Source organism: Nonomuraea sp. 3-1Str, from assembly GCF_031570565.1.
GTDB lineage: Bacteria > Actinomycetota > Actinomycetes > Streptosporangiales > Streptosporangiaceae > Nonomuraea.
On the sequence record NZ_JALHBK010000032.1, the window covers coordinates 90,808 to 116,494 of the forward strand.

Annotated in this window: 17 protein-coding genes and 1 pseudogene; 9 read left to right on the forward strand and 9 right to left on the reverse strand. The window is 72.3% G+C overall.

Going from position 1 to position 25,687, the window contains the following annotated elements; translation table 11 throughout:
• Nucleotides 1–4: 4 nt before the first annotated feature.
• Nucleotides 5–688 carry a response regulator transcription factor gene (locus tag MTP10_RS35640; RefSeq protein ID WP_310715404.1) on the reverse strand — a complete coding sequence of 228 codons (684 nt, stop codon included), beginning with the start codon at nt 686–688 and terminating at the stop codon, nt 5–7.
• Nucleotides 685–1,890: a sensor histidine kinase gene (locus tag MTP10_RS35645; RefSeq protein ID WP_310715405.1), complete on the reverse strand. Its 1,206-nt coding sequence runs from the start codon at nt 1,888–1,890 to the stop codon at nt 685–687. Before MTP10_RS35645 ends, MTP10_RS35640 begins: the two co-directional genes overlap by 4 nt.
• A gap of 235 nt (nt 1,891–2,125) precedes the next feature.
• On the opposite strand from MTP10_RS35645, the gene MTP10_RS35650 reads away from it, so the two are divergent.
• Genes MTP10_RS35650 through MTP10_RS35660 form a run of 3 tightly spaced genes read left to right on the forward strand, consistent with a single transcriptional unit; the run spans nt 2,126 to nt 12,582 of the window.
• Nucleotides 2,126–5,593, forward strand: a complete 3,468-nt coding sequence (locus MTP10_RS35650) for a LamG-like jellyroll fold domain-containing protein (protein ID WP_310715407.1) — start codon at nt 2,126–2,128, stop codon at nt 5,591–5,593.
• A gap of 34 nt (nt 5,594–5,627) precedes the next feature.
• Complete coding sequence (locus MTP10_RS35655; RefSeq protein ID WP_310715409.1) at nt 5,628–12,056, forward strand: RHS repeat-associated core domain-containing protein; 6,429 nt, start codon at nt 5,628–5,630, stop codon at nt 12,054–12,056.
• 28 nt (nt 12,057–12,084) lie between these two features.
• A complete protein-coding gene (locus MTP10_RS35660) occupies nt 12,085–12,582 on the forward strand; it encodes an SMI1/KNR4 family protein (RefSeq protein ID WP_310715411.1) in 498 nt (165 codons plus the stop codon).
• Between the two features lie 673 nt (nt 12,583–13,255).
• On the opposite strand, the gene MTP10_RS35665 is transcribed toward MTP10_RS35660, so the two are convergent.
• On the reverse strand, nt 13,256–13,543 hold the full coding sequence (locus tag MTP10_RS35665; protein ID WP_310715414.1) for a YciI family protein: 288 nt from the start codon (nt 13,541–13,543) through the stop codon (nt 13,256–13,258).
• 203 nt (nt 13,544–13,746) lie between these two features.
• Nucleotides 13,747–14,637, reverse strand: coding sequence for a DMT family transporter (locus MTP10_RS35670; RefSeq protein ID WP_310715416.1), 891 nt, complete (start codon nt 14,635–14,637; stop codon nt 13,747–13,749).
• Between the two features lie 97 nt (nt 14,638–14,734).
• On the opposite strand from MTP10_RS35670, the gene MTP10_RS35675 reads away from it, so the two are divergent.
• Nucleotides 14,735–16,210: a PLP-dependent aminotransferase family protein gene (locus tag MTP10_RS35675; protein ID WP_310715419.1), complete on the forward strand. Its 1,476-nt coding sequence runs from the start codon at nt 14,735–14,737 to the stop codon at nt 16,208–16,210.
• A gap of 39 nt (nt 16,211–16,249) precedes the next feature.
• On the opposite strand, the gene MTP10_RS35680 is transcribed toward MTP10_RS35675, so the two are convergent.
• From MTP10_RS35680 to MTP10_RS35690, 3 genes are read right to left on the reverse strand one after another with little or no spacing between them, the layout of a single operon-like run.
• Nucleotides 16,250–17,464 (reverse strand): amidohydrolase family protein, encoded by a 1,215-nt coding sequence (locus tag MTP10_RS35680; RefSeq protein WP_310715422.1) that lies wholly within the window; start codon nt 17,462–17,464, stop codon nt 16,250–16,252.
• Nucleotides 17,461–17,916: a GAF domain-containing protein gene (locus MTP10_RS35685; RefSeq protein WP_310715424.1), complete on the reverse strand. Its 456-nt coding sequence runs from the start codon at nt 17,914–17,916 to the stop codon at nt 17,461–17,463. Before MTP10_RS35685 ends, MTP10_RS35680 begins: the two co-directional genes overlap by 4 nt.
• Nucleotides 17,913–19,307 (reverse strand): MFS transporter, encoded by a 1,395-nt coding sequence (locus MTP10_RS35690; RefSeq protein WP_310715426.1) that lies wholly within the window; start codon nt 19,305–19,307, stop codon nt 17,913–17,915. The genes MTP10_RS35685 and MTP10_RS35690 overlap by 4 nt, the downstream gene beginning before the upstream one ends.
• 122 nt (nt 19,308–19,429) lie before the next feature.
• Between MTP10_RS35690 and MTP10_RS35695 the strand changes: the two genes are divergently transcribed.
• The 3 genes from MTP10_RS35695 to MTP10_RS35705 all read left to right on the forward strand — a co-directional run bounded on the left by MTP10_RS35695 (nt 19,430) and on the right by MTP10_RS35705 (nt 22,012).
• Complete coding sequence (locus tag MTP10_RS35695; RefSeq protein ID WP_310715428.1) at nt 19,430–20,320, forward strand: MurR/RpiR family transcriptional regulator; 891 nt, start codon at nt 19,430–19,432, stop codon at nt 20,318–20,320.
• A gap of 67 nt (nt 20,321–20,387) precedes the next feature.
• Nucleotides 20,388–21,392, forward strand: a complete 1,005-nt coding sequence (locus MTP10_RS35700) for an aldo/keto reductase (protein WP_310715430.1) — start codon at nt 20,388–20,390, stop codon at nt 21,390–21,392.
• A 26-nt stretch (nt 21,393–21,418) separates the two neighbouring features.
• Nucleotides 21,419–22,012: a TetR family transcriptional regulator gene (locus tag MTP10_RS35705; protein WP_310715433.1), complete on the forward strand. Its 594-nt coding sequence runs from the start codon at nt 21,419–21,421 to the stop codon at nt 22,010–22,012.
• A 14-nt stretch (nt 22,013–22,026) separates the two neighbouring features.
• On the opposite strand, the gene MTP10_RS35710 is transcribed toward MTP10_RS35705, so the two are convergent.
• Nucleotides 22,027–23,607: a bifunctional NAD(P)/FAD-dependent oxidoreductase/class I SAM-dependent methyltransferase gene (locus tag MTP10_RS35710; RefSeq protein WP_310715435.1), complete on the reverse strand. Its 1,581-nt coding sequence runs from the start codon at nt 23,605–23,607 to the stop codon at nt 22,027–22,029.
• 76 nt (nt 23,608–23,683) lie between these two features.
• On the opposite strand from MTP10_RS35710, the gene MTP10_RS35715 reads away from it, so the two are divergent.
• A complete protein-coding gene (locus tag MTP10_RS35715) occupies nt 23,684–24,268 on the forward strand; it encodes an XRE family transcriptional regulator (protein ID WP_310715437.1) in 585 nt (194 codons plus the stop codon).
• Between the two features lie 14 nt (nt 24,269–24,282).
• Here MTP10_RS35715 and MTP10_RS35720 read toward each other — a convergent pair whose 3' ends face one another.
• Nucleotides 24,283–25,290, reverse strand: coding sequence for a DUF418 domain-containing protein (locus tag MTP10_RS35720; RefSeq protein ID WP_310715440.1), 1,008 nt, complete (start codon nt 25,288–25,290; stop codon nt 24,283–24,285).
• Nucleotides 25,291–25,409: 119 nt separating this feature from the next.
• Here MTP10_RS35720 and MTP10_RS35725 point away from each other — a divergent pair.
• Nucleotides 25,410–25,687 (forward strand): annotated as a pseudogene (locus MTP10_RS35725) (hypothetical protein); the annotation flags it as partial.

Consider the following 25,687-nt stretch of genomic DNA (forward strand, 5'->3'; position numbering starts at 1 on the left):
GCCGTCACCCTGGGGAGGGCGTCTCCTGGCCGGGGACGACGAGGCCGGACTCGTAGGCCAGGGCCACGGCCTGGGCGCGGCTGCCGAGGCCGAGCTTGGCCATGGCGCGGTTGAGGTGCGTCTTGACGGTGGCCTCGCTGACGCTCAGGAGGGCGGCGATCTCGGCGTTGGACAGAGCGTGCCCGACCAGTTTGAGCACCTCGCTCTCGCGGGCGGTGAGCAGGTCCAGCGCGGGAGAGGGCGGGGCGGCGGCCGGGACGGTCCGATGGGTGTAGGCCTCGATGAGGCGGCGGGTGACGCTGGGCGAGAAGAGCATGTCGCCGGAGGCGATCGTCTGGATGGCGGCGATGAGCCGTTCCGGCGGGGTGTCCTTGAGCAGGAAGCCCGAGGCGCCGACGCGCAGGGCGTTGTAGACGTACTTGTCGAGGTCGAACGTGGTCAGGATGAGCACCCGCGGCCGGTGGTCGCCGTCCGCGGACAGGATGCGCTCGGTCGCCGTGACGCCGTTCATGCCCGGCATCCTGATGTCCATGAGGATCACGTCGGGGCGGGTCTCCGCCGCCAGGGAGACGGCTTCCTCGCCGCCGGCCGCCTCGCCGACGACGTCGAGCTCGGGCACGGCACGCAGCAGCGCCGTCAGTCCGGCACGGACGAGAATCTGATCGTCGACGACCATTACCTTGATCATGTGTCCGGTTCCGTGGAGGACAGGGGCAGGGTGACCACGACCTCGAATCCGCCCGACGGCCCGGCTCCGGCTGTGATCGTTCCCTTGTAGAGCTTGACGCGTTCGCGCATGCCGATCAAGCCGTGACCGCCCTCCTTGGCCTTGACGGCCGTCCCGCCCCCGTCGTCGGAGACTCGTAACTCCAGCTCGGCGCCGTACGTCAGTGAGACCCGCGCCGTTGCGGGGCCCGCGTGTTTGAGCACGTTGGTGAGGCATTCCTGAACGACCCGGTACGCGCACAGGTCGATGCCGGACGGCAGCGGGCGCACGGCGCCGGTGATCGAGACCTGGACCGGCACACCCGCCGAGCGCACCCGTTCGACCAGAGGTCCGAGCCGTTGCAGGCCGGGTGCCGGGTCGTAGCCGTCGGCCTCGTCGTCGGGGTCGATGCGCAGGACGGACAGCAGCCGTCTCATCTCGCCCATGACCTCGCTGCCGGTGTCGGCGATGGTGGTGAGCGCGCCACGCGCGGTCGCGGGGTCGGAGGCGAAGACGTAGCGGGCGAGCCCCGCCTGGATGACGATGACCGACATGTGGTGGGCGACCACGTCGTGCAGCTCGCGGGCGATGTGCACCCGTTCCTCGGTGACGGCGCGGCGCGCCTTCTCGTCCTGCTCGTGGTGCAGCCGTTCGGTGAGGTAGCCGAGCCGCCTGTTGCGCTCGACCAGCATCCTGGTGCTGTTGCCGAACGTCCAGGCGACGGCGATGAGGAGGCTCGCCTGCGCGATGTTCATTCCCGTGAACTCGGGCGGGGCGAGGAACGCCGCGTGCCACCAGGAGACGGCCACGGGCAGCGTGCACGGGATCGACACGAGCGGGCGCGACCGGCTCGCCACGGTGTAGAGGGCCAGCAGCGGCGGCGCCTCGTTCAGCCTGGAATCGTAGCCGGCCGCGTGCAGGACGATCGCCGTGGCGCAGCAGATCCCCAGCACCGTGAGCGGCGTGCGCCGTCGCCACGCCAGCGCGAGGTTGGTCACCAGCGTCAACCCGACGCCGACGGCGTCCAGCGGGCGCTGCGCGTAGCCCAGCTCGGCCGCATCCCCGGACAGGACGAACCCGAAGGCCACGGTGATGCCGGCCACGATGACGCTGAAGATCAGGTCGGTGAGGAAGGGGTTCGCCATGGCGAGCCGTCTGAGGGACGACACCACCTTTGCGCGCATCAGCGCATGGTAGCCGCCGTCGACCGGGTTCCTCATCAGTCGCCCGGCTGACAGCCGCTACAACCTGGGCGGTAGCCGAGCGGGCGCCGTACCGCAGCCGGTTGACCTTTCCGGCCTGGCCGTACGGCGGACGTTTCAGTGATCTTCATGTCTCAGGTTGACGCTCTCAAATCCGAAATTTCCTTAGATGGTGCGAGCCGAGATCATCACCGGACGCAGATCCTCAGGAGACTTCATGCGCCGCCGCACCCCCCGCGCGCTCCTCGCCGTGGTCATGTCGTTGTGGGCCGGCAGCCTGGCCGCCGGTGGCGTCCTGCACGCCGCACCCGCCGCGCTGGCCGCGACGGCGGACCCGCCGCCACGGACCGAGGCGGAGGCCCTGGACCAGGCACGCAGCAGCAAGCAGCGGGTGGAGGTGCTGTCGCTGCGTACGGAGAACCGTCAGGTGTTCGCCAATCCCGACGGCTCCTTCACCTCACAGACCTCGGCACTGCCCGAGCGGGTACGGCGGGGAGGCGGCTGGGCCGACGTCGACACGACACTGGTCTTCGCGGCGGACGGAACCGTCCACACCACGGCGACCCCGCTGGATCTCACCTTCTCCGGTGGCGGGACGACCGCCCTGGCCGCCCTCGGCGAGGGCGGCCGTTCGGTGGCGATGACGTGGCCGGGAAGCCTGCCGAAGCCGGCGCTGGACGGCGACACGGCGACGTACGGCGAGGTCCTTCCCGGCGTCGACCTGAAGGTGACCGCGTCGGTGCTCGGCTTCTCCGAGGTGCTCGTGGTCAAGAACCGGGACGCCGCCGCCAACCCCGCGCTGGACAGGCTCGACTTCGGCATGCGCGCGAACGGGCTGACGGTGCGCAGGACGGCGACCGGCGGCCTGAGCGCCGTGACGCCGGCGGGATCGGAGCTCTTCCACGCGCCGCCGCCGCGCATGTGGGACTCCTCCGGGACGGCGGCCGCGCCGTCGTCGCTGGTGGCGGGGCCGCGTCGCGAGGGCAGGCAGGCGGTCATGGGCCTCGACGTGGCGCAGGACCGTATCGCGCTCACGCCGGACAAGAAGCTGCTGACCGCTCCCGACACCACCTTCCCGGTGTACATCGATCCGCAGTGGTCGGGGTCGAAGCTGGCCTGGACGTACGTGGACCAGGCCTACCCGTCCCAGGAGTACTGGAACTCCAGCCACATGCCGGAGGCGGGCAACTACGGCAGCGGCCTGAAGCGGTCGTTCTTCCGGATGGACTCCGACAACGTCAACGGCAAGCACATCCTCAAGGCCACGTTCCGCATCACGCAGGTCAAGTCCTGGGGCTGCACCTCCAGCCCGCAGGCCGTGCAGCTCTGGCTCACCGGCGGCATCGCCAGCTCGACGAACTGGAGCCATCAGCCGTCCTGGATCGACCACCAGGACAGCGTGGCCTCCGACGCCGGTTACAGCTCCTCCTGCCCGGACAAGGGCATCGAGTTCAACGTGACCGGCGCGATCGTCAAGGCCGCCAAGGCCGGCTGGTCGAACACGACGTTCGGGCTGCGGGACTCCAACGACACCAGCAGCGGCGTGTGGGGGTGGAAGGGCTTCGGCACCTCTCCCAAGCTCGTCATCGACTACAACACCCCGCCGGCCGCGCCCTCGGGCATCGGCACCTACCCGGCCACCCCCTGTGCCACCGGATCCGCCCGCCCGGCGGTCAACGCCGGCGACGCCGCCAACCCGCTCCAGCTCAAGGCCAAGATCTACGACCCGGACAAGGCCAACGACGGCGTACGGGCCGAGTTCGTCCTGCACCACTACAACACCGCGACCGGCGCGTGGGACGACATCACCTCGACCATGCCCGGCGACGGCAAGACCGCCTACAAGTACACCACCTCGGCCACCGACCACTCGGTCAAGCTGGCCGGGCTCACCACCGGCCACACCTACGGCTACAAGGTCAGGGCCTACGACGGCACGGACTCCAGCGCGTGGAGCAAGTGGTGCGAGTTCACCGTGGACACGATCGACCCGGCCACCCTGCCCAAGGTCAGCTCCCTCGACTACCCGGCCGACACCCCGGACTCCTGGCAGGGCAGCGTGGGCTGGGCGGGCGGATTCACGCTGGCCCCCGGCGACGGTGAGAGCGACGTGACGGCCTTCCGATGGGCGCTCGACGACCCGGCACTGGCCACCCCCGCCACCCAGATCGCGATCCCCGCCGGGCAGACGAGCGTCAACGTGCGGCTCGCGCCCCGCCACGACTGGCTCAACGCCCTGTACGTCTACCCGGTCGACCGGGCGGGCAACGTCGGCAAGACCCCCGCCGTCTACAGCTTCTACGTCAACGCCGGGTTCGGCCCCGAGGGGCACTGGCGGCTGGACGAGACCGCGGGCTCCACGGCGGCCGACTCCGGAGCGACGACACACCCCGCGACGCTGGCCGGCGGCACGAACTGGGCCGGTGGGCGGGTGGCCGGAGGCCTGCACCTGGACGGCGGCACCGGCTACGGCAGCACGGACGGCCCGGTGGTGCACACCGACCGGAGCATGAGCGTCTCGGCCTGGGTGCTGCTGAACGACAAGAGCAAGAACTCCACGGTGGTCAGCCAGGACGCCGTGCGCGGCACGGGCTTCCAGCTCTACTACTCCTCCGGCTCCAAGCGGTGGATCTTCAGCAAGTTCGACGCCGACGTCGACGACAAGACCATCGTGCGGGCGATCGGCGACACCGAGCCGACGACCGGGATCTGGACGCATCTGACCGGGGTGTGGGACGCGCCGGAGCGGCAGCTGCGCCTGTACGTCAACGGCATCCCGCAGACGACGACGGGCGCCTTCCCGTACAAACCGTGGGACGCGACCGGCCCGCTGCAACTCGGCCGGGTGAAGTCGCGCGGCGCCTACATCGAGAACTTCGCCGGCGACATCGACGAGGTGAAGATCTGGAAGCGGGAGCTGTCCGACGACCCGCGCACCGTCAACGACCCCGCCCTCGGCAACGAGATCGCCGCGATGGCCAAGCAGCCGCCCATCCAGCGCGGCTGGTGGAAGCTCGACGAGACCACCGGCACCACCGCGGTCAACACGACCGACAGCCGCTGGCCCGCGGCCCTCGCCGGCGGCGCCACGTGGGCCGGCGACGGCTTCGACGGCGGCGGCGCGCTCAGCCTGAACGGCACCACCGGCTACGCCGCCACCCCGTCGGCGCCGCTGCGCACCGACCACAGCTACGCGGTCACAGCCTGGGTGCGGCTGGCCGGCGACGACACCTGCGCGCTGCCGAGCCGCGCGATGACCGTCCTCGCCCAGGACGGAGCCGCCTACAGCTCCTTCTACCTCGGCTACCGGCTCATCCCCGAGAACGGCGTCGCGGTGCCGCGCTGGTCGTTCGCGACGGGCTCCAGCGCCTCCAGCGGCACCCTGACGCGCGCCAGCTCGGCCGAGCCCGTCGACTGCTCGGTGCTCAACACCTGGACCCATCTGGCCGGCGTGTACGACGAGCAGGCCCAGCAGATCCGCCTCTACGTCAACGGTCAGCTCAACGACCAGCGCCCCGTCACCGGCGGCTGGGCGGCGGGCGCGCTGCAGATCGGCCGCGCCAGGTACAACAGCGCCGCCGTGGACTACTTCGGCGGCGACATCGACGACGTCCGCGTCTACACCGGCACCCTGACCGACCGGCAGGTCGTCAACATCGCGATGAACCTGCCCATCGACGGCTGACCACGTTCCCATGATCACAAACCGGAGGAAAGCCGTGCTCGGTTCGAGGCGAGGCTGGACCCAGATCGCCGCACTCCTGGCCGTCGTGGTGCCCGCCACGCTGCTCAGCCCGATCGCCGCCCAGGCGAGCGACGACGACCCGGCATGGCACCAGGTCCAGGAGCAGCATGCCGTACCCGGTCATGCCGTCAAGGCACAGGGGCTCTTGACGGATCCGGGCGCCGCGTACGACCTCAAGGGCGCGCCCGCGGTGACCTGGCCGCGGCCGGGTACGGCGGTGACCGCGGCCGGTGGCGGCTCCGCGAAGGCGCGGGCAGGGCAGCTCCCGATCTGGCTGGGACCGGCCGCCGTCCAGAAGAACGGCAAGGCGCCGGCCACCGCCGGCGCCGCCCCCGCCGTCGAGGTACGGACGCTGGACGCGCCCACCGCGGCCAGGTCCCGCATCGACGGGCTCGGCCTCCGGCTGAGGCCGTCCGCTCCGGCCCGGATGGCGGTCGAGGTGGACTACTCCGGCTTCCGGTACGCCTACGGCGGCGACTGGGGCTCGCGGTTACGCCTGGTCGAGCTGCCCGCGTGCGCGGCCACCACTCCGGAGCGGCCCGAGTGCCAGACCCGGACGCCGCTGCCCACGCGCAACGACGTCAAGACGGGCCGGCTGGCGGCCGACGTCGACCTCGCGGCGGGCGCGACCACGCTGGCGGCGGAGGCCGCGCCGTCCGGCTCCGCGGGCACGTACGAGGCGACGTCGCTGTCGCCGTCGGCGACGTGGAACGTGAGCAACCAGAGCGGCGCGTTCTCCTGGTCCTATCCGCTGCGCCTGCCCCCGACACCGGGCGGCCCGACCCCGAACATCGGCTTCGTCTACTCCTCGGGCAGCATCGACGGCCGTACGGTCGCCACCAACAACCAGGCGTCCTGGATCGGCGAGGGCTTCGACTACTGGCCCGGTTTCGTCGAGCGCCGGTACAAGGCGTGCGCCGACGACGGCGTGACCCCCAAGCGCAACGACCAGTGCTGGGGCAACGACAACGCCACCCTGTCACTGAACGGCCAGGCCACCGAGCTGGTGCTGGACGACGCGACCGGCACCTGGCAGCCGAAGGACGACGACGGCTCCAAGATCGAGAAGCTGTCGGGCGCCGACAACGGCGACAAGGACGGCGAGTACTGGCGCGTCACCACCCCCGACGGCACCCAGTACTACTTCGGCCGCAACCACCTGCCGGGCTGGACCAAGGGCGGCGCCGAGACACAGTCCACGTGGACCGTCCCGGTGTTCGGCGACGACTCCGGCGAGCCCTGCCACCAGGACTCCTTCTCCGACTCCTGGTGTCAGCAGGCGTGGCGGTGGAACCTCGACTACGTCGTCGACCCGCACGGCACGGTGAGCACCTTCTGGTACGGCCGCGAGACCAACTACTACCGCCGCGACGTCACCACCCTGACCGACGGCGTCCCGAACGGCACCCCCACCGCCTACGACCGGAGCGGCTACCTCAAGCGCATCGACTACGGGCAGCGCTCGGACGCGATCTTCTCCTCCTCGGCCCCGGCCAGGGTGGTCTTCGACGCCAAGGAGCGGTGCATCGCGACGTCGAGCTTCGACTGCGCGGAGAGCAAGTTCACCAAGGACAACGCCAAGTACTGGCCCGACGTCCCCTACGACCAGAACTGCGACTCCGGCGACAAGTGCCTCGACCGGTACTCGCCCACGTTCTGGACCCGCAAGCGGCTGGCCGCCGTCACCACGCAGGTGCTGTCCGGCAGCGCGTACAAGGACGTCGACACCTGGACCCTCGACCAGCAGATGCGCGCGCCCGGCGACGGCACGGCGCCGGCGCTGTGGCTGGCCGGGATCCAGCACACCGGCAAGGTCGGCGGGACCGCGTCCCTGCCGCCGGTGAAGTTCGCCGGCGTCCAGCGACCCAACCGGGTCGACGCGCTCGAAGGACGCCCGCCGCTGACCAAGTGGCGGATCTCGGCGATCGACAACGAGACCGGCGGCGCCCTGTCCGTCACCTACTCCGACGAGGACTGCACCGCCGGCAACACCCCCGACCCGGACTCCAACACCCGCCGCTGCTACCCGCAGTACTGGTCGCCCGAGGGCGCCACCTCGCCCAAGCTCGACTGGTTCCACAAGTACGTCGTCACCCAGGTCCAGCAGATCGACCGCACCGGCGGCGCCCCCGACACGCTGGAGACGTACGAGTACCTGGGCGGCGGCGCCTGGCACCACGACGACGACGACGGACTGACCAAGGAGAAGTACAAGACCTGGTCGCAGTGGCGCGGCTACGGCAAGGTGCGGGTGCTGCGCGGCGCCCCCGGGGAGCAGCGCTCCAAGGCCGAGTTCACCTACTTCCGCGGCATGGACGGCGACGAGCAGTCCGGCGGCGGCACCCGCGACGTCAAGGTCACCGACTCCACGGGGACAGCCGTCGACGACGCCGAGCCGCTGCAGGGCCGCGTCCGCGAGGAGATCCGCTACGACGGCCCCACCGGGCCAGCCATGACGGGGACGATCACCGGCTACTGGACGAAGCAGACCGCCAAGCGGGTGCGTTCGTGGGGGACCACCACGGCGAGCATGGTGCGCGAGGACAAGGAGCGCACCCGCACCGCGCTGGCGTCGGGTGGCTGGCGGTACAACACGACCGACACCGACTACAACGGCGACGGCCTGCCCACCCAGGTCGACGACCTCGGCGACCAGGCCACCGCCGACGACGACAGCTGCGTCCGCACCACCTACGCCCGCGACGCCGCCCGCTGGATGATCTCCTACGCCGTCCGCGTCGAGACCGTCACGAAGGCGTGCACCGTCACTCCCGACCGGCCGGCCGACGTGACCTCCGACGTCCGCAAGTACTACGACGGCGGTACCTTCGGCGCGGCACCGTCCAAGGGCGATGTCACGAGGACCGAGAAGCTCGGCTCCTGGAACGGCGGACCGCAGTACGTCACCGCCGGCTCGACCACCTTCGACGTCTACGGCCGCCCGCTGGTGGTCACCGACCCCAACGGCACCACCACGAAGACCTCCTACACCCCGGCCACCGGCCTGGTCACCGCCAAGCAGGAGACCAACGCCCTCGGTCACGTCACCACCACCGAGATCGAGCCCGCCTGGGGCCTGGCCACCGCGACCACCGACGCCAACGGCAAGCGCGCCGACCTGGCCTACGACCCGCTCGGCCGGCTGACCGGCGTCTGGCTGCCCGGCCACGCCAGGACCGGCTACGCCTCGACCCCGAACATGAAGTTCGGCTACCAGATCCGAGCCGACGGTCCGACCACCGTCTCCACCTCGACGCTGCGCGCCGACGGCGCCACCTACACCACCGGATACGCCCTTTACGACGGACTCCTGCGCCCCAGGCAGAAGCAGGAGCCCGCGCCGGGCGGCGGCCGGCTGATCAACGACACCCTCTACGACACCCGTGGCCTGGTCTACAAGACCAACGCCGACTACTACACCGAAGGCGACCCGGGCAGCACGCTCTGGACTCCGGCCAGTGACGACGACGTCCCCGGACAGAACGTCACGGTCTTCAACGGCATGGAGTGGCCGACCGCGCAGATCTTCCGCAAGCGCGGCACCGAGCAGTGGCGCACCACCACCACGTACGGCGGCGACCGCATCAGCGTCGACCCGCCCGCCGGCTCCACCCCCATCACGAAGATCATGAATGGGCAGGGCGAGACGACCGAGGTCCGCCAGTACAAGGGCGACGCCCCGACCGGCGACTACGACGCCGCCAAGTACACCTACACCCGCGCCGGACAGCCCGCCACCGTCACCGACACCGCGGGCAACGTCTGGACCTACCACTACGACCTGCGCGGCCGGATGGTCCAGGTCGACGACCCCGACAAGGGCACCGCCAAGCTCACCTACGACGACAAGAACGACCTGCTCACGACGGTCACCGACGCCCGCGGCTCCAGTCTGTTCCTCACCTACGACGCACTCGGCCGCAAGACCGCCGAATACGCCGGCACCTCCGCCGCGGGCACCAAGCTCGCCGAGTGGACGTTCGACAAGCTGCCCGACGGCACCGTGGTCAAGGGCCAGCCCACCGGCTCCACCCGCTACGTCAAGAACGCGGCCACCGGCGCCATGGACGCTTACACCAGCTCGGTCACCGGCTACGACAACGCCTACCGGCCCACCGGAACCCAGACCGTCATACCCGCCGCCGAAGGCGGGTTGGCCGACACGTACAAGACCACGACCGACTACAACCCCGACGGCACCGTCCACCGCACCGTGCTGCCGGCCGCGGGTGGCCTGCTCGGCGAGACGATCCTGTACGACTACGACCAGCTCGGCAACCCGACCACGATGCGGGGCCTGACCAACTACGTCACCTCGACGACCTACGGCAAGCTCGGCCAGGTCCTCGACATGACGATGAGCACCGGCCTGAAGCGCGTCAAGCAGACCAACTTCTACGAGGAGGGCACCAACCGGCTCGCGCGTTCGGTGTTCGAGCGGGAGACCGCTCCGATCTCGGTGGCCGACACCCACTACACCTACGACCCGTCCGGCAACATCACCAAGATCGCCGACACGCCCTCCGGCCAGACACCAGACGTGCAGTGCTTCCGTCAGGACTGGCTGCAACGCCTCACCGACGCCTGGACCTCCACCGACGACTGCGCCACCGCACCCTCGCAGAGCATCGTCGGGGGACCCGCGCCCTACTGGCAGTCCTTCGCCTACGACAGCGTCGGCAACCGCACCAAGGAGATCGACCACCAGGCGACCGGGGACATCACCAAGACCTACACCTATGCCGGACCCGGCAAACCGCAACCGCACACGCTGAGCTCCGTCGCGTACGACGGCGGTCCGCGCGACGGCCAGATCGACACCTACACCTACGACAAGTCCGGCAACACCACCGAACGCGGCTCGGGCCGCCTGCTGGAATGGGACGTCGAAGGCCACCTCGCGAAGTCGACCGATCCCTCCGGCGTCAGCACCTTCGTCTACGACGCCGGCGGTGAACGGCTCATCCGCCGCGACCCCACCTCCACCACCCTGTACGTCGCCGGCATGGAGATCCGGCTCGACACCAAGACCGGTGCCAAGAGCGCGACCCGCTACTACGACTTCGCCGGGCAGGCCATCGCCGCCCGTACCGGCAAGGGCGTCACCTGGCTCGGCGCCGACCACCACGGCACCGCCGACTCCTCCGTCGACGACACCGCCACGCAGGCGACGACCCGCCGCCGCTTCACCCCGTTCGGGCAGCAACGCGGCGTCGCACCGGCGTCCTGGCCCGGTCAGAAGGGCTTCGTGGGCGGCGTCATCGACGAGGCCACCGCCCTGACCCACCTCGGCGCCCGCGAGTACGACGCCGAGACGGGCCGCTTCATCTCCGTCGACCCCGTCTTCGACGCCTCGGACCCGCAGAGCTGGAACGGCTACGCCTACGCCGACAACAACCCGGTGACTGGCTCCGACCCCACCGGCCTGATGTACGACGGCGGCACCCAGTGCGGGATCATCGCCTCCAACCCGTGCAACCGGCCCTCCGGCGGTGGCGGTGGCGGTGGCGGCGGTGGTGGCGGTGGCGGCGGCGGGGGGTCCTACTCGCCACCTCCCCCGCCGAGCAACCCGCCCCACTGCGGCCGGTGGAGCTTCGGCTGCAAGGCCAAGAAGATCTGGCACGAGCACAAGGCCACCATCGTCAACGTCACCGTCGCCATCGTCGTCACCGCCGGCTGCGAAGCGGCCACGTTCGGTGCCGGCAGCATCGGCTGCGCCGCCGCGGGCGGAGCGGCAGGCAACCTGGCGGGCTACCTGGTCTCGACACCGCGCGACGAATGGACCGCCGGAGGAGCGTTCAAGTCGGCAGCGGTCGGCGCCATCTCGGGCGCGGCAGGCGGCGTCGTCGGCAAGGGAGTGGGCGCTGCACTAGGCAAACTCGCCACCACCGCGACCGGCAGAGTAGTCGCCGGAGCGGCGAGCAAGGCAGCCAGCAGAGCCAGGAGCGCCCTGGGACGCGGCGGCGGCGCGGCCACCGGTGGCAACGGCCTCACCACGACAGGCAGGGCGGCGAGGGTCAGGGCTGCGGCCCGCGCCAGCGCCGATGGGGCGACGGTGCTCTCCAACAGTCAACGGGGAGCCGTCGCGGAGGCGATCGTGCTCCGTAACGGAAAGGTCTATTCGGCCCTCAGCGCCCGTGGTGAGTCGCCTACGCTGAACGGCGCGGTGAAGCGGATACTGGACTCGGTGCCTCCAGGGGCGCGGGGAAGAGGACATGGGAGCTGCGGGTTCGCCATCTGCGTCTCCAAGGCCATCGAGGACGGAGAGGATCCCACAGGAGCGGACGCCGCCGCGGTGGTCGTGAGGTCGGCCGCGGACCATCCCAAGCACGGGGAGCCCATCGGGCCGTGCAACAGTTGCGAGGTGATCGCCAATAAACTCAGAATCACCTTCTTCCGTTAGCCGAGAGAAATGCCCGGGAAGGGAAGACATGGCCAGTTCACGCTGGGACGGCGAACAGATCCGCGCCCGACTCACGGCCCTGGGACATGAGATCCGTCCGGCGCTTCCCCTGGAACGGGTCGTCGCTTTCGAGCGTGAGTTCGCCGTCACGTTGCCGGAGTCCTATCGAACGTTCGTCACCGAGGTCGGGAACGGAGGAGCGGGGCCATTCCATGGCTTGTGGGAGCTGGAGCGCTCGTACGGGCCGAAAGACGAGGCCTGGAGGCCCGGCTTCCTGGCCACCCCGTTCCCCCACACGACAGCCGTCGGCCGGGACGAGCTCGGCGAGGACTACGACGAGGATCGCGTCGTAACCGGCTCTATGATCCTCTCTGATATGGGCTGCGGTTCGTTCGCCCGTCTCGTCGTCACCGGCGCGAGGCCCGGCCAGGTGTGGTTCGACCATCTCATGGTCGACGACACACTTGTCCCGGGACCGGGCTTCTGCGATTGGTATTCGTCTTGGCTGCGGTCCCTGCATCAATGATCACACGAGTCCTCGACGTGGCAGGTGCGCCTACGTCGACGGTTTCGTCAGCGGCCAGGAAAGAAGGTCGCGGCAGCCTGTCACAGCCTTCGTTCGAGGGCGACAAGCGACCCGGGGGAGCAGGCCAGGGAGATGGGCATCGGCGTGAGGCCGCAGCCAAGGCGGATCCTTTAGCGGCGCAGCAGATATTCGTTTCAGGGCATACGTGAAGACCTCGGCCGCACCGGCGGCCGAGGTCTTCTGGTGGTCTCTTGGCGCGCTCGAAGCGCGGGCCGGTCGCCGGGCTACAGCGGCGCTGAAACCGTTTCGGCGGGCGTCGACCGGTGGGAGCCTGCCGTGGGCTGGGCGGGCTTGTCGTGCTCGGGGGCCTGCGTGGCGTCGGAGCAGTCGCCTCGGCAGTAACCATTGGTGACGATCAGCCGTCCGCGAGCGGGCGTGTAGGAGGCGGATTGCGCGGCGACGACCACGCCCTGGCAGCTAGGGCAGATGAGCGACTGGTCGGCTGTCATGGGAGCCCTTTCAAGATCTTGGCGCGAGCGGTGATGCACGCGCTGTGAGCCGGGATGACCTACCCGGGAAGACGGTCCTCATGCGCCTGGCCGGACAGTACTGAGGAACATCTCGGTCCGGAAGCCATGATGCCGGACGCCACCGACAATTCCCGGCCGGGTCCTCAGACCTTCAGGCTCTCCAGGCCGGCCGCGGCCAGCAGGGGCGTGAACTCCACGACACCGTGGGTCGCGACGTCGTTGACGACATAGGGATCGGTGGCGAGGATGCGGTCGAGTTCTTCGGCGGTCATGTCGGGGACGAGATAGACGCCGCCCGTCAGCGGAACCCGGCGCCCGGCCACGAGAAGCAGCCGTCGGGCGATGAGGTCCTTCAGCCAGTCGCCGTGGGCCGGCCGCCACTGGTCCACTTCAGCCAGGGGCGCGGTGTAGGTCACTGTGACAACGAACATGATCAAAGTGTGACAGACGGGGGACGTCGGAAGATCATGACCCGGCCGGCAGGTGGGTCCTGCGGCGGTGGTCGCGGATGGGGGCGGCGTACCGATGGCCGCCGCTCCTGACGGTGCGGCGCCGGGTCGCGTGGCCGGCGTGGAGGAGGCCGTCACGTCCGGGTGGCCGTCACGTCCGGGTGGCCGTCACGTCCGGGTGGCCGTCACGTCCGGGCGGCCGTCACGGGGACCCGCCGCGGCCCGGACGTCGACAGCCACGAGCCCAGCAGGATGAGCGGCAGGCCCATCGCCATCCCGGCGCCCGGCTGCTCGCCGAGGACGACCACGCCGAGCACCACCGCCACGACCGGGTTCACGTACGTGATGACCAGGGCCCGCGCCGGGCCCGCCTCGGCGACCAGGACGCCGTACCAGACCATGCCCACCGCCGTGCACAGCACGCCGAGGACCACCACGGCGACGACCACCGGCCCGGACGGCATCGCCCGCGGCGGGTCCAGGACCGCCACCGGGGCGAGGAGCACCGACGACAGCACCAGCACCGCGGCCATCGACGCGCGCGGGTCCAGGTCGGACAGCCGGCGCTTGAAGATCATCGGTCCGGCGGCGTAGCTGAACGCCGCGCCCAGGAGTGCCGCGGCGCCGAGCAACTCGTCCGGACGTCCCGTGACATCCACCCCCACCAGGGCCGCGACCCCGCCCAGGCCCGCGAGCAGCCCGGCCAGCCGCCGCCCGCCCACCCGCTCGGCCGCGTCGAAGCGCAGGGCGAGCAGCGCCACGAACAGCGGCGCCGCCGCGATCAGCGTCGCGGCGAGCGAGGAGGAGACGTGCCGCTCGCCCACCGCGATCAGCGGGTACGGCACCACGACCTCCGCCAGGGCGAACGCGGCCAGCCATCGCAGCCGCCCGCGGAACGCCGCCCGCACCTCCTTCACCGGCACCAGCACCAGCAGCGTCACCGCGCCCAGCACCACCCGCGCCCACGCGAGGAACCCCGGCGGCATCCCGCCGTCCATCCCCACCTTCAGCAGCAGGTACGGCATGCCCCACAGGAGCGACACGGCCGCGAAGGCCACCCACGCACGTGCGTTCACGCGACACCACCTCACGTCAGTCAGCGGAGGGCCTTCTGACCCCGGCCTCCAGCCGAACGCTAGGCGGGCAACCGGTACGCGGATAAGCTCCAGTTCCATGTCTGTGGAGTGGACCGGTTCGGGACCCGAACTACTCCTGCGCCTCGACCGTGACAGCGCCGAGCCGCTGCGCGCCCAGCTCGAACGCGAGCTGCGCGAGGCGATCCGGGCGGGCCGGCTGGCGGCGGGGGAGCGGCTGCCCTCCTCCCGCGTCCTGGCCCGTGGGCTCGGCGTCTCGCGCGGGCTCGTCGTGGACTGCTTCGCCCAGCTCCAGGCCGAGGGGTACCTGGTCACGCGGGCCGGCTCAGCCACGCGGGTGGCCGCGTGCGCCCCGATCCCGCCCCCGGCGGCGAAGGGACCGGCGTCCGCTCCGGGACCACCGCCGCGGCCGGCCGTCGACTTCCGTCCCGGCGTGCCGGACCTGGCGAGCTTCCCCCGGCAGGACTGGCTGTGGGCGCTGCGCGAGGCCACCCGGATCATGCCGGACTCCGGGCTCGGCTACGGCGCGCCCTACGGAGCGACATCTGCGGAGGCGTCCGGGGAGACGCCCGTGGCCTCCTACGGCGACGCGGACCTGCGGGCTGTGCTGGCGGCGTACTTGGGCCGGGTGCGCGGCGCGGTCGCCGCGCCGGAGCGGCTGGTGATCTGCTCCGGGTTCGCGCAGGGCTACGGCCTCGTGCTGCGCGTGCTGGCGGACCGGGGGGTGCGGCTCGTCGCCGTCGAGGACCCGGGCGACCCCGACCAGCGGCTCCTCGCCGCGCGGGCGGGCCTGGAGACCGTGGCCGTGCCGGTCGACGAGGACGGCGTGGACGTCCGGGCCCTGGCCGCGACGGGCGCCCGCGCGGTGGTGCTCACCCCCGCGCACCAGTGCCCCACCGGCGTCGCCCTGGCCCCGGCCCGGCGCCTGGAGCTGGTCGCGTGGGCCAGGGAGTGCGAGGCGACGATCATCGAGGACGACTACGACGCCGAGTTCCGCTACGACCGGGATCCCGTGGGGTCCCTGCAGGGGCTGGCCCCCGGCCACGTGGTCGCGCTCGGCTCGGTCAGCAAGGCGCTGGTGCCCGTGCTGCGGCTCGGCTGGATCCTGTGCCCGCCGCACCTGGCTCCCGCGGTCGCCGCCGAGAAGCACCTCGCCGACCGCGGCTCTCCCGGCCTCGACCAGCTCGCCCTCGCCCTCCTCATGCGCTCGGGCCGCTACGACCGGCACCTGCGCCGCGTGCGCGCGGTCTACGCCCGCCGCCGTGACGCGCTGGTGGCGGCGCTCGCCCGCCACGCCCCGGGCGTCGAGCTGCGCGGGCTGGCGGCCGGGTTCCACGCGGTGGCGCGGCTGCCGGAGACGGTGACGGAGGAGGCGGTCGTCTGCGCGGCGCGGGAGCGCTCGGTCGGCCTGTACGGGATGAGCGGCTACCGGGCGGCTCCGGCGCCTTCGCCGCGGGCCGGGCCTCCCGAGCTGGTCATCGGCTTCGGCAACGTCCGCGAGGACGCCATCGGGCGGGGCGTCGCCGCGATCGCCGACCTCCTCACCGGCCGCTGAGACAAGCCGCGACAACGGGGACGCCCTCGCCTTCGGCGGTCAGGCTGAGGCGACCACCTCGCCGCCCTGGACCACGTACCGCAGGTGCTTCGGCTCGGCGAGGACGCCCAGCTCGCGCAGCGGGTCGCCGTCCAGGACCAGCAGGTCCGCGTGCGCGCCCACGGAGAGGGTGCCGATCTCGCCGGCCATGCCCACCAGCTCCGCCGCCCCGGCCGTGGCGGCCCGCAGCACGTCGAGGGGCCGCTGCACCTCGCCCCGCAGCCGGAACTCGTGGCTCTGGTGCCGGTGCATGCCGCCCAGCAGGTCCGTGCCGAACGCCAGCCGGACCCCGCCGCGGGCGGCCCGCTCCAGAGCTCGCAGGCCGGCGTCCAGCACCTCGTCCACCTTGCGCCAGCTCCCCTCCGACAGGCCGAACGCCCTGCCCTCCTGCTTGAGCGCCCAGTACGTGACCAGCGTCGGCACGAGGAAGGCGTCGTGCCGCAGGAACAGCTCGACGCTGCGGTCGTCGATCAGGTTGCCGTGCTCGACGGAGCGCACCCCGGCCTCCAGGGCCCGGTTGACGGCGCGGGCGGTGTAGGCGTGCGCGGCGACGTAGCGGTTGGCGGCCTCGGCCTCCTCGACGATCGCGCGCAGCTCGTCCATGGAGTACTGCGTGGAGTCGATCCGGTCGGTGGGGGAGGCGACGCCGCCGGAGGCCATGACCTTGATGTGGTGGGCGCCCTTGCGCAGCTCGTCGCGCGCGGCGGCGCGGACGGCGTCCACGCCGTCGGCGATCCGGCCGACGCCCGCGCAGCACGGCTGGTCGTCCCGGTCGTTGCGGCCGCGGCCGCGCAGGTCGCCGTGGCCGCCGGTCTGGCTCAGCGCCCGGCCGCAGAACAGCAGCCGCGGCCCCCGGATCAGCCCCTCGGCCTGCGCGTCGGCCAGGCCGTAGTCGGCGCCGGAGGCGTCGCGGACCGTGGTGAAGCCGCGGTCGAGCATCCCGCCCATGATGCGGGCGCTGTGCGCGGCCACGTACGACGGGGCCATGGACGGCAGCGCCCCGAGGTCGGCGGTGGAGGCGGTGACATGGACGTGCGCGTCGATGAGGCCGGGCACGACCGGGGCGCCGGCGAGGTCGACGACCCGCGTGCCGTCGGGCACCCGCAGGCCCCGCCCGGTCTCGGCGATCCGGCCGTCCTCGCAGCGCAGGTCGCCTTCGGCGTACTCGCCGGTGGCCACGTCGAGGAGGAGCGCGTCGCGCAGCAGCAGGCTCACGCGGCACCTCCGGCGGGCCCGCCGGCTCCGGCGACGGCGCGCAGGGCGGGCACGGCCAGCGGCGCGAGCGACTCGGCCGCCGCGACCGACTCCTCGTCGTAGCTGCCCTCGGCGTCGAGGATGTTCAGCACACCCAGAACCCTTCCCCCGTCCACGACGGGCACGTTGATGACGGAGCCGCAGCCGAGGCTCTCGATCAGCTCGTGGTCGGCGAAGATCTCCCGCACCGCGGCCCGGTCCGGGCCGAGGTAGGGCAGCCGCGCCTCGACGCACCGGGCCAGCCAGCCCCGCGCGACCTCGACGGTCTTCTCGCCGCCCACCGGATACTCCTCCGGGTGGCTGCTGTGGACGCGGCGCAGCGCGCTTCGCTCGGGGATCCAGGCCAGCACGGTGAACAGCCGCACGCCCACCTCCTCCCGCACCCGGTCCTCCACGTCCCGCAGGTCCGTCATGACCGCACCTCCTTGGCGGTTTCGGCGGGTTCGCCCCGCTCGGTCAAGTCTTCGAGGGAACGGCCGGCGGTGGCCAGGCCGAAGACGACCACGCAGACGACCCCGACCACCAGGACGGCGGTGGTGAGTCCGAACACGCCCGCGAAGCCGAGGCTCGCCGCCGACAGGCCGATGATCGTGGGGGCGAGGATGCTGCCCACGCGGCCGAACGCGCTGGACAGGCCGGTGCCGGTGGCGCGGATCCAGGTGGGGAAGACCTCGGGGGTGTAGGAGTAGACGCCCGCGTACGTCCCGTTCAGGAAGAACGACAGGACCGCGCCCGCCAGCGTGATGGCGGCCGGGCTGTCCATCTGCGACAGCCAGAACGCGCTGACCGCGGAGCCGGCCAGGTAGATCGCGATGGTGTTCTTGCGGTCGAGCCGCTCCGACAGCCAGGCGGCGGAGAAGTAGCCGGGGATCTGCGCCAGGTAGATGATGATCGAGAATTCGAAGCTCTTGGTGACGGTGATGCCGCGCTGGACGAGCAGCGTCGGGATCCAGGAGAAGAACCCGTAGTACGAGAACGTGATCACGAACCAGATCAGCCAGATCACGGCGGTCCGCCGGGCCATGGCCGGGCTCCACAGGAAGCGCAGGGCGCTGATCAGGTTGACCTTCGGCGTCTCGGACGCCGGAGGCGTGCCGTCGTCCTCGGGCACCGGCGGGAGCGGCCGGCCGGTGGCCCGCTCGACGCGCCGTTCGAGGTCGGCGACCACCGTCTCGGCCTCGTCGTGGCGGCCCTGCTGGAGGAGGAAGCGCGGTGACTCGGGCAGCGAGCGCCGCCACCACAGCAGCATCAGGATCGGCACCGCGGTGAGCACCTGGGCGATCCGCCAGCCGCTGTCCATCGTGGGCACCACGAACCGGCCGATCAGCGCCGCCATCACGAACCCGAACGAGAAGAAGCCGGCCAGGGCCCCGATGAACCAGCCGCGCCGCTTGGCGGGCACGAACTCGGACAGGAACGGCGCGATGATCGCGCTCTCGGCCCCCGCCCCCGCGCCGGCCAGCACCCTGGCCCCCAGGAACACCTCGTAGCTGGGCGAGGCGGCGGCGATCACGGAGAAGACCGCGTAGAACGCCAACGCGTACATCATGACCTTCTTGCGGCCTATGCGGTCGCCGAGCAGCCCCGCCACGGTCGCGCCGAACAGGAACCCGAACGGCGTGGCCGATCCGATGAGGCCGAGGTGGCCGTTGTCGAGGCCCCACTCCTGCTGCGCGCTGGGCAGCAGGAACGCCACCACCGCGGAGTCCATGCCGTCGAAGGTGTAGCCGAGGCCGCCTATCAGCAGCAGGAGATAGTGGGGACGGCTCAGCGGGAGCCGGTCCAGCCGGGTGAGCAGGGTCATGGCACCTTCCCTGGTCGGTGATTTATGGCAACGTATAGTGCAAATCTCCATGTATGCAATGTCTGTTGCATTTTTTCGCTGTTACGAACGCGTACCATGACTCCCTGCCGAGGGAGGATCATGTGACGGACCCCAGCACCGACACCTACGACGAGTGGCTGCGCGCCCGGGTGCCGGGGCGCGGCCTGCGGCCCAAGGCGGCGGCGGTGCTCGACGTGCTGGTGTCGCAGCCGCGCCGCGCCTCCTACGGCTCGGCGGCCGAGCTGGCCCAGCTCGCCGGGGTCAACGTGGCGACCGTGACCCGCACGGCGCAGGCGCTCGGGTTCGCCGGCTGGCCCGCGCTCCAGCAGGAGCTGCGCGCCCGCTACCTGTCGTCGCTGAGCGCCGGCCAGGTCGCCGCCGAGCACGCCGGCGCCGGCTCGCCCAGCTCCCGCTCGCTGCGCCGCGACCTCGACGGGCTGGCCCTGCTCGCCCGGCGGCTGGACGAGAGGGTGCTGCTGACGATCGCCGAGGCCGTCGCCGCCGCCCGCCGCACCGTCGTGGTGGCCGACGGCAGCTATGCGGCCGTGGGCCTGGCGCTCGCGCACAACGCCCGGCTGGCCGGCTACCCGGTCGCGGCCGTCACGGCGGGAGACGCCGGGCCGGCCAACGCCGTGGCGGCCCTCGGCCCGGAGGACGTGCTGATCGCGATCAGCTTCTGGCGGCTGTACGAGAGCACCGTGCTGGCCGCCCACGAGGCCCGCTCGCGCGGGACGCGGGTCTTCGCGCTGACCGACGCGGCGAGCCCGGCCCTGGCGGCGGCGGCCGAGGAGGTGGTGATGGTGCCGGCGGAGGGCGAGGCGTTCTTCCCGTCGCTGACCGCGGGCATCGCGGTGGCGCAGGCGCTGGTCACGCAGCTCGCCGCCGTGGACCCGGCGCACACGGGCGCCTCCATCGAGGCGGCCGAGGCCATGTGGTCGAGGTTCGGGCTGCTGCATCGCCGGCCCGCTCCACCACCAACTGACAAAAATTGAAATCTGTCATCTGTAATGCCATAGTGGGTAGGGACTGACGACGGCAGCACATCCGCAAGGAGTCCTCATGCTCACTCGTACACTCGGATCGACCGGACCACGTGTCTCCGCCCTCGGGCTCGGCTGCATGGGCATGTCCGCCCTGTACGGCGAGGCCGACCGCGGCGAGTCCATCGCCACGATCCACGCCGCCCTCGACGCCGGAGTCACCCTGCTCGACACCGGCGACTTCTACGGCATGGGCCACAACGAGATGCTGATCGGCGAGGCGCTGCGCACGGCTCCGGCCGGGCTGCGTGATCAGGCCCTGATCAGCGTCAAGTTCGGCGCGCTGCGCGCCCCGGACGGCGCGTGGCTCGGCTACGACGGCCGCCCCGCCGCGGTGCGGAACTTCGCCGCGTACTCGCTCCAGCGGCTCGGCGTGGACCACATCGACGTCTACCGGATCGCGCGCGTCGACCCGGACGTCCCCATCGAGGAGACCGTCGGCGCCATCGCCGAGCTCGTCCAGGCCGGGTACGTCCGCCACATCGGGCTGTCCGAGGCCGGCGCCGACACCGTCCGCCGGGCCGCCGCCACCGCGCCCATCGCCGACCTGCAGATCGAGTACTCGCTCATCTCCCGCGGCATCGAGGAGCGGATCCTGCCCACCACGCGCGAGCTGGGCATCGGCGTCACCGCGTACGGCGTGCTGTCGCGGGGGCTGATCTCCGGCCACTTCACGCCGGACCGGACGCTGTCCGCCGGGGACTTCCGGGCGCACTCGCCCCGCTTCCAGGGCGAGAACCTGCGCCACAACCTCGGCCTGGTCGAGGCCCTGCGCGAGATCGCCGAGCGCAAGGGCGTCACGGTCGCGCAGATCGCCATCGCCTGGGTGCTCTCGCGCGGCGAGGACATCGTGCCGCTCGTCGGCTCCCGCACCCGCGAGCGGCTGGCCGAGGCGCTCGGCGCGCTGGACATCACGCTGGAGGAGGCCGACCTCGCCGCCGTCGAGCGGGCCGTGCCCGCCGACGCCGCCGCCGGCGAGCGCTACCCGGAGACGCAGATGGCCTTCCTCGACAGCGAGCGCTGACGCCCGCACCAGGTACGGTCGTCACCATGGCCACGATCGACGTCCTCACCGCCGAGCGCATCCTCGAAGCCACCGAGGAGGTGCTGCGCCGCCACGGCCCCGCCAAGGCGACCGTGGTCGACGTGGCCCGCGCGCTCGGGGTCAGCCACGGCAGCGTCTACCGCCATTTCCGCACCAAGACGGCGCTGCGCGAGGCCGTCACCCAGCGCTGGCTCGACCGGACGTCCGCGTCGCTGTCGGGCGTCGCGGCCGGCTCCGGGGCCCCGGAGGAGCGGCTGCGGCGCTGGCTGGCCGAGCTGTTCTCGGCCAAGCGCCGCAAGGTCGGCGACGATCCCGAGCTGTTCGCGACGTACATGGTGCTGGTGGGGGAGAGCAGCGCGGTGGTGGACCGCCACTGCGCCGACCTCACGGGACAGCTCGCGGAGATCATTCGCGAGGGGCTCGACCGGGGGGACTTCGCGGCGGCGGGCGCGACGCCGGAGGTGCTGGCACGCGCGGTCTTCGACGCCTCGGGCCGCTTCCACGACCCGGCCTACGCCCGCGAGTGGGACCGGCCCGGCATCGACGCCGAGTTCACGGCCCTGGTCGACCTGGTGATCCGCGGCCTGCGGGCCCCCTGACCCCGGGGCGGCGCTCAGGGGCGGCGGCGGGCCACGAGGACGGCGTCGTGGAGGGTGATGTCACGCCCCTCCGGGTCCACCGCGGGGCGCGGGCGGGCCTCGGCGGCCAGCACCTCCCACGCGGCCGGGTCCAGCGACGACGCCACCTCCTCGGCCGTGAACATCATGTCCGGGAAGTGCATGCGGTTCGCCGTGGTCCGCAGGTCTCTCGGGTGGTGCCCGACGATCAGCAGCGTCCCGCCCGGCGCGACCGCGGCGGCCAGCCGGGCGAACAGCCGCCGCCGCATCTCGCCCGGCAGATGCATGAACTGCGACGACACCAGGTCGTACGCCCCCTCCGCGGGCTCGTGCTCGCGCAGGTCCGCCTGGACCCATTCGACGCGGTCGGCGACGCCCGCGGCGGCGGCGTGGGCGGCGCCCCGCTCCAGGGCCGTGACCGAGATGTCGGCCGCCGTCACCCGCCAGCCGCGCTCGGCCAGCCACACCGCGTCCGCGCCCTCGCCGCTGCCCACGTCCAGCGCCCGTCCCGGGGCCAGCCCGGTGGCCTCGGTCACGAGCTGCGGATTCGGCCGGCCGCTCCACACGGCGGGCCGGGAGCGGTAGCGCTCCTCCCAGGCGGCCTCCTCGAACAGCGTGCCGATCTGCTGCCGGTACGCCTCGACGGCGACGCGGCCGTCCTCGGCGACGAGGTCGGCGTTGATCGCCGCCCCCGCGCTGAGCCCCGCCGCGGCGGAGGTGATGACCTGGGCGCGCGGGTCGGCCACGTTGCCCGCCACCCAGACCCCGGGCTCGGCCGTGGCCCCGGTGGGGTCCGCGGGGATGCGGTCGCCGATGGTCTGCCCGCCCATCTCGACCTCCACGGGCTTCAGCTCGAGCGACTCCAGCACCCCCGCGCGGGCGGTGAGCCGCGGCGAGACGATGAGAGCGTCGATCCCGACGACCTCGCCCGAGGCCAGCCGCACGCCGGTGAGCCGGTCGCCCGACACCTCCACGGCCGCGACCGGGCCCTCCACGACGGTGATGCCGCGCGCCGCGAGCCGCTCGGCCTCCTCCGCGCCGGGAGCCGGCGCCTGGTGCAGCAGCAGCAGCACGTGCGGGCTCCACTGCCGCCACAGATGCGCCTGGTGGGTCGAGATCGGCCCGGCGGCCAGGATCCCGATCCGCTGGTCGCGTACCTCCCAGCCATGGCAGTACGGGCAGGTCAGCACCTCGCGGCCCCACCGCCCGGCCAGTCCGGGCACGTCGGGCAGCTCGTCGGTGAGCCCGGTGGTCACCAGCAGCCGCCGTGCCCGCACCGCCCGGCCGTCGTCGAGCGTCACGAGGAAACCGCCGTCCTGGCGCGCCGCGGTGACGGCTCGGCCGGTGACGACCTCGCCGCCGTAGTGGGCCACCTCCTCGCGGCCGTCGGCCAGCAGGTCGGCGGGCGGGGTGCCGTCCCGGCCCAGGTAGTTGTGCATGTGGGCGGCCGGGGCGTTGCGGGGCTCGCCGGAGTCCACCACCAGCACGGATCTGCGCGCCCGCGCCAGCGCCAGCGCCCCGTTCAGCCCGGCCGGGCCGCCGCCCACCACCACCACGTCGTACATCTCGTCCGTCATGCGGCTCTCCTTGCCGTTGGTCCGTTGCGGCAAAGGTGCCGTGCGGGTGGCGAGTTCGACAAGTATTGTTGCCGTTATGGCAAACGACGAGGATGCGGTCCTGGCGGCCGTGGGCTCCCGCCTGCGCGCGCTGCGCACGCAGCGGGGAACGACGCTGCACCAGCTCGCCGAGGCGACCGGCATCTCGGTGAGCACGCTGTCGCGCCTGGAGTCGGGCGGGCGCAGGCCCACGCTGGAGCTGCTGCTGCCGCTCGCCAAGGCCCACCAGGTGTCGCTGGACGACCTGGTTGGAGCGCCGGCCACGGGGGACCCCCGCGTGCGCCCGCAGCCGATCGTCCGCCACGGCGTGACGTTCCTGCCGCTGACCCGCCGCTCGGGCGGCCTCCAGGCGTTCAAGCAGATCTTCCCGCCGGGCACGCCCACCGGCGACACCACGCCGAAGACGCACGAGGGCTACGAGTGGCTGTACGTGCTGTCCGGCCGGCTGCGGCTGCGACTGGCCGAGCACGACCTCGTCCTCACGGCGGGCGAGGCGGCCGAGTTCGACACCCACCTCCCGCACCGCATCTCCAACCCCGGCCCGGAGCCGGCGGAGGCCCTCAGCCTGTTCGGCCCGCAGGGCGAGCGCCTGCACGTCCGCGCCCGCCCGCGGGCGAGCTGACTCCCGGAGCCGGCTCAGCCGCCGTGGCGGCGGAAGGGCGGGCGGCTGCCCCAGGTCGCCCAGCGCCAGAGCCACTCCATCGGCCCCTGCCGGTAGCCGCGCAGCCACAGGGTGGACGCCAGCCACTGGGCCGGCAGGACGACGCCGGCGGTGACGTACACCGCGGTCCACGACGAGGCGTACTCCACGTGCAGCAGCCGGCTCGCCGCGAGGACGAGGAGCGTGGCCGTGAGGTAGTTCGTCAACGCCATCCGGCCCAGCGGCGCGAACACGGCCCGCAACGCCGGCCGGAGCGGCGTCCTCAGCAGGACCAGCAGCGCGCACACGTACACCCCGGCCAGGAGCAGCCCGGCGAGGGGGAACCAGACGGCGACCGGGCCGGGCCCGTGGCTCTCCTGCGCCCACAGCGCGGGGACCGCCCCCGCGAGCAGGACCAGGCCGACCGCCGCGGGCCCCTTGGCCGACGACTCGATCCGGTCCACCACCCCGTACCGGACGAGTGCCGAGCCCAGCAGGAACAGGCCCGGCACCAGCGCGGGGCCGCCGTTGCCGAGGAGCGCCGCCACCAGGAGCACCGGGGACAGCCCGGCCACGGCCCACCGGGGCAGCCACGTGGAGGGCAGCAGCACCACGAGTCCCACGGCGGCGTAGATGGAGAGGATGTCGCCGCGCCACAGCAGGAACATGTGGACGAGCCCGATGGCGAGCAGCGTCAGCAGGCGGCGCAGCAGGAGCAGCCGCGGCCGTTCGACGCGCTCCCCGGCGGAGCGCAGCAGCAGCGAGAACCCGACGCCGAACAGCAGCGAGAAGATGGGGAAGAAGCGCTGCTCCACGAACAGGCCCATCCACGCGCTCATCGGGACGGCCGTGGGGTTTCCGAGGGCGGGGCCGGTGTTGGCGATCGGCTGGACGTTGGCGAGCAGGATCCCGCACAGCGCGAACCCGCGCACGACGTCGAGTGCCGCGATCCGCGGCCTGCCCGGAGCCGGGGAGGGGGCTTCAGGTGACATCTCAGGTGGCATGGGGCGATCCTCCGGGTGGGGACCTCGGGCAGGGCACCGGTCGAAAGCAGGGTTCGGCCGGACGGGACCGTACTTTCGGCCGGTTCACCGGAGGCGCGCGGACCTCTAACGTGAACGCCGTGACCTTCGCGCGCCTCGCCGGCCCCGCCACGGACCTGGCCGCAGTGCGCGGGCGGGTGGTGGAGGCCGGGCTGGGCGGGCTGTTCGCGGGGACGATCGTCTTCGTGGCGTACCGGATCGCGGTGAGCTGGGGCGGCGCGTCGTGGTGGCTCGGGGCCGCCGCCGGGGCGGCGGTGTGCGGGCTGGCGCTGCTGCGGCGCCGTCACCGCGTCCGGACGGCGGTCGCGGGCCTGGTCGTGGCGGGGGCCGGGCGGGGGGGGCGGGGGCGGGGGCGCGC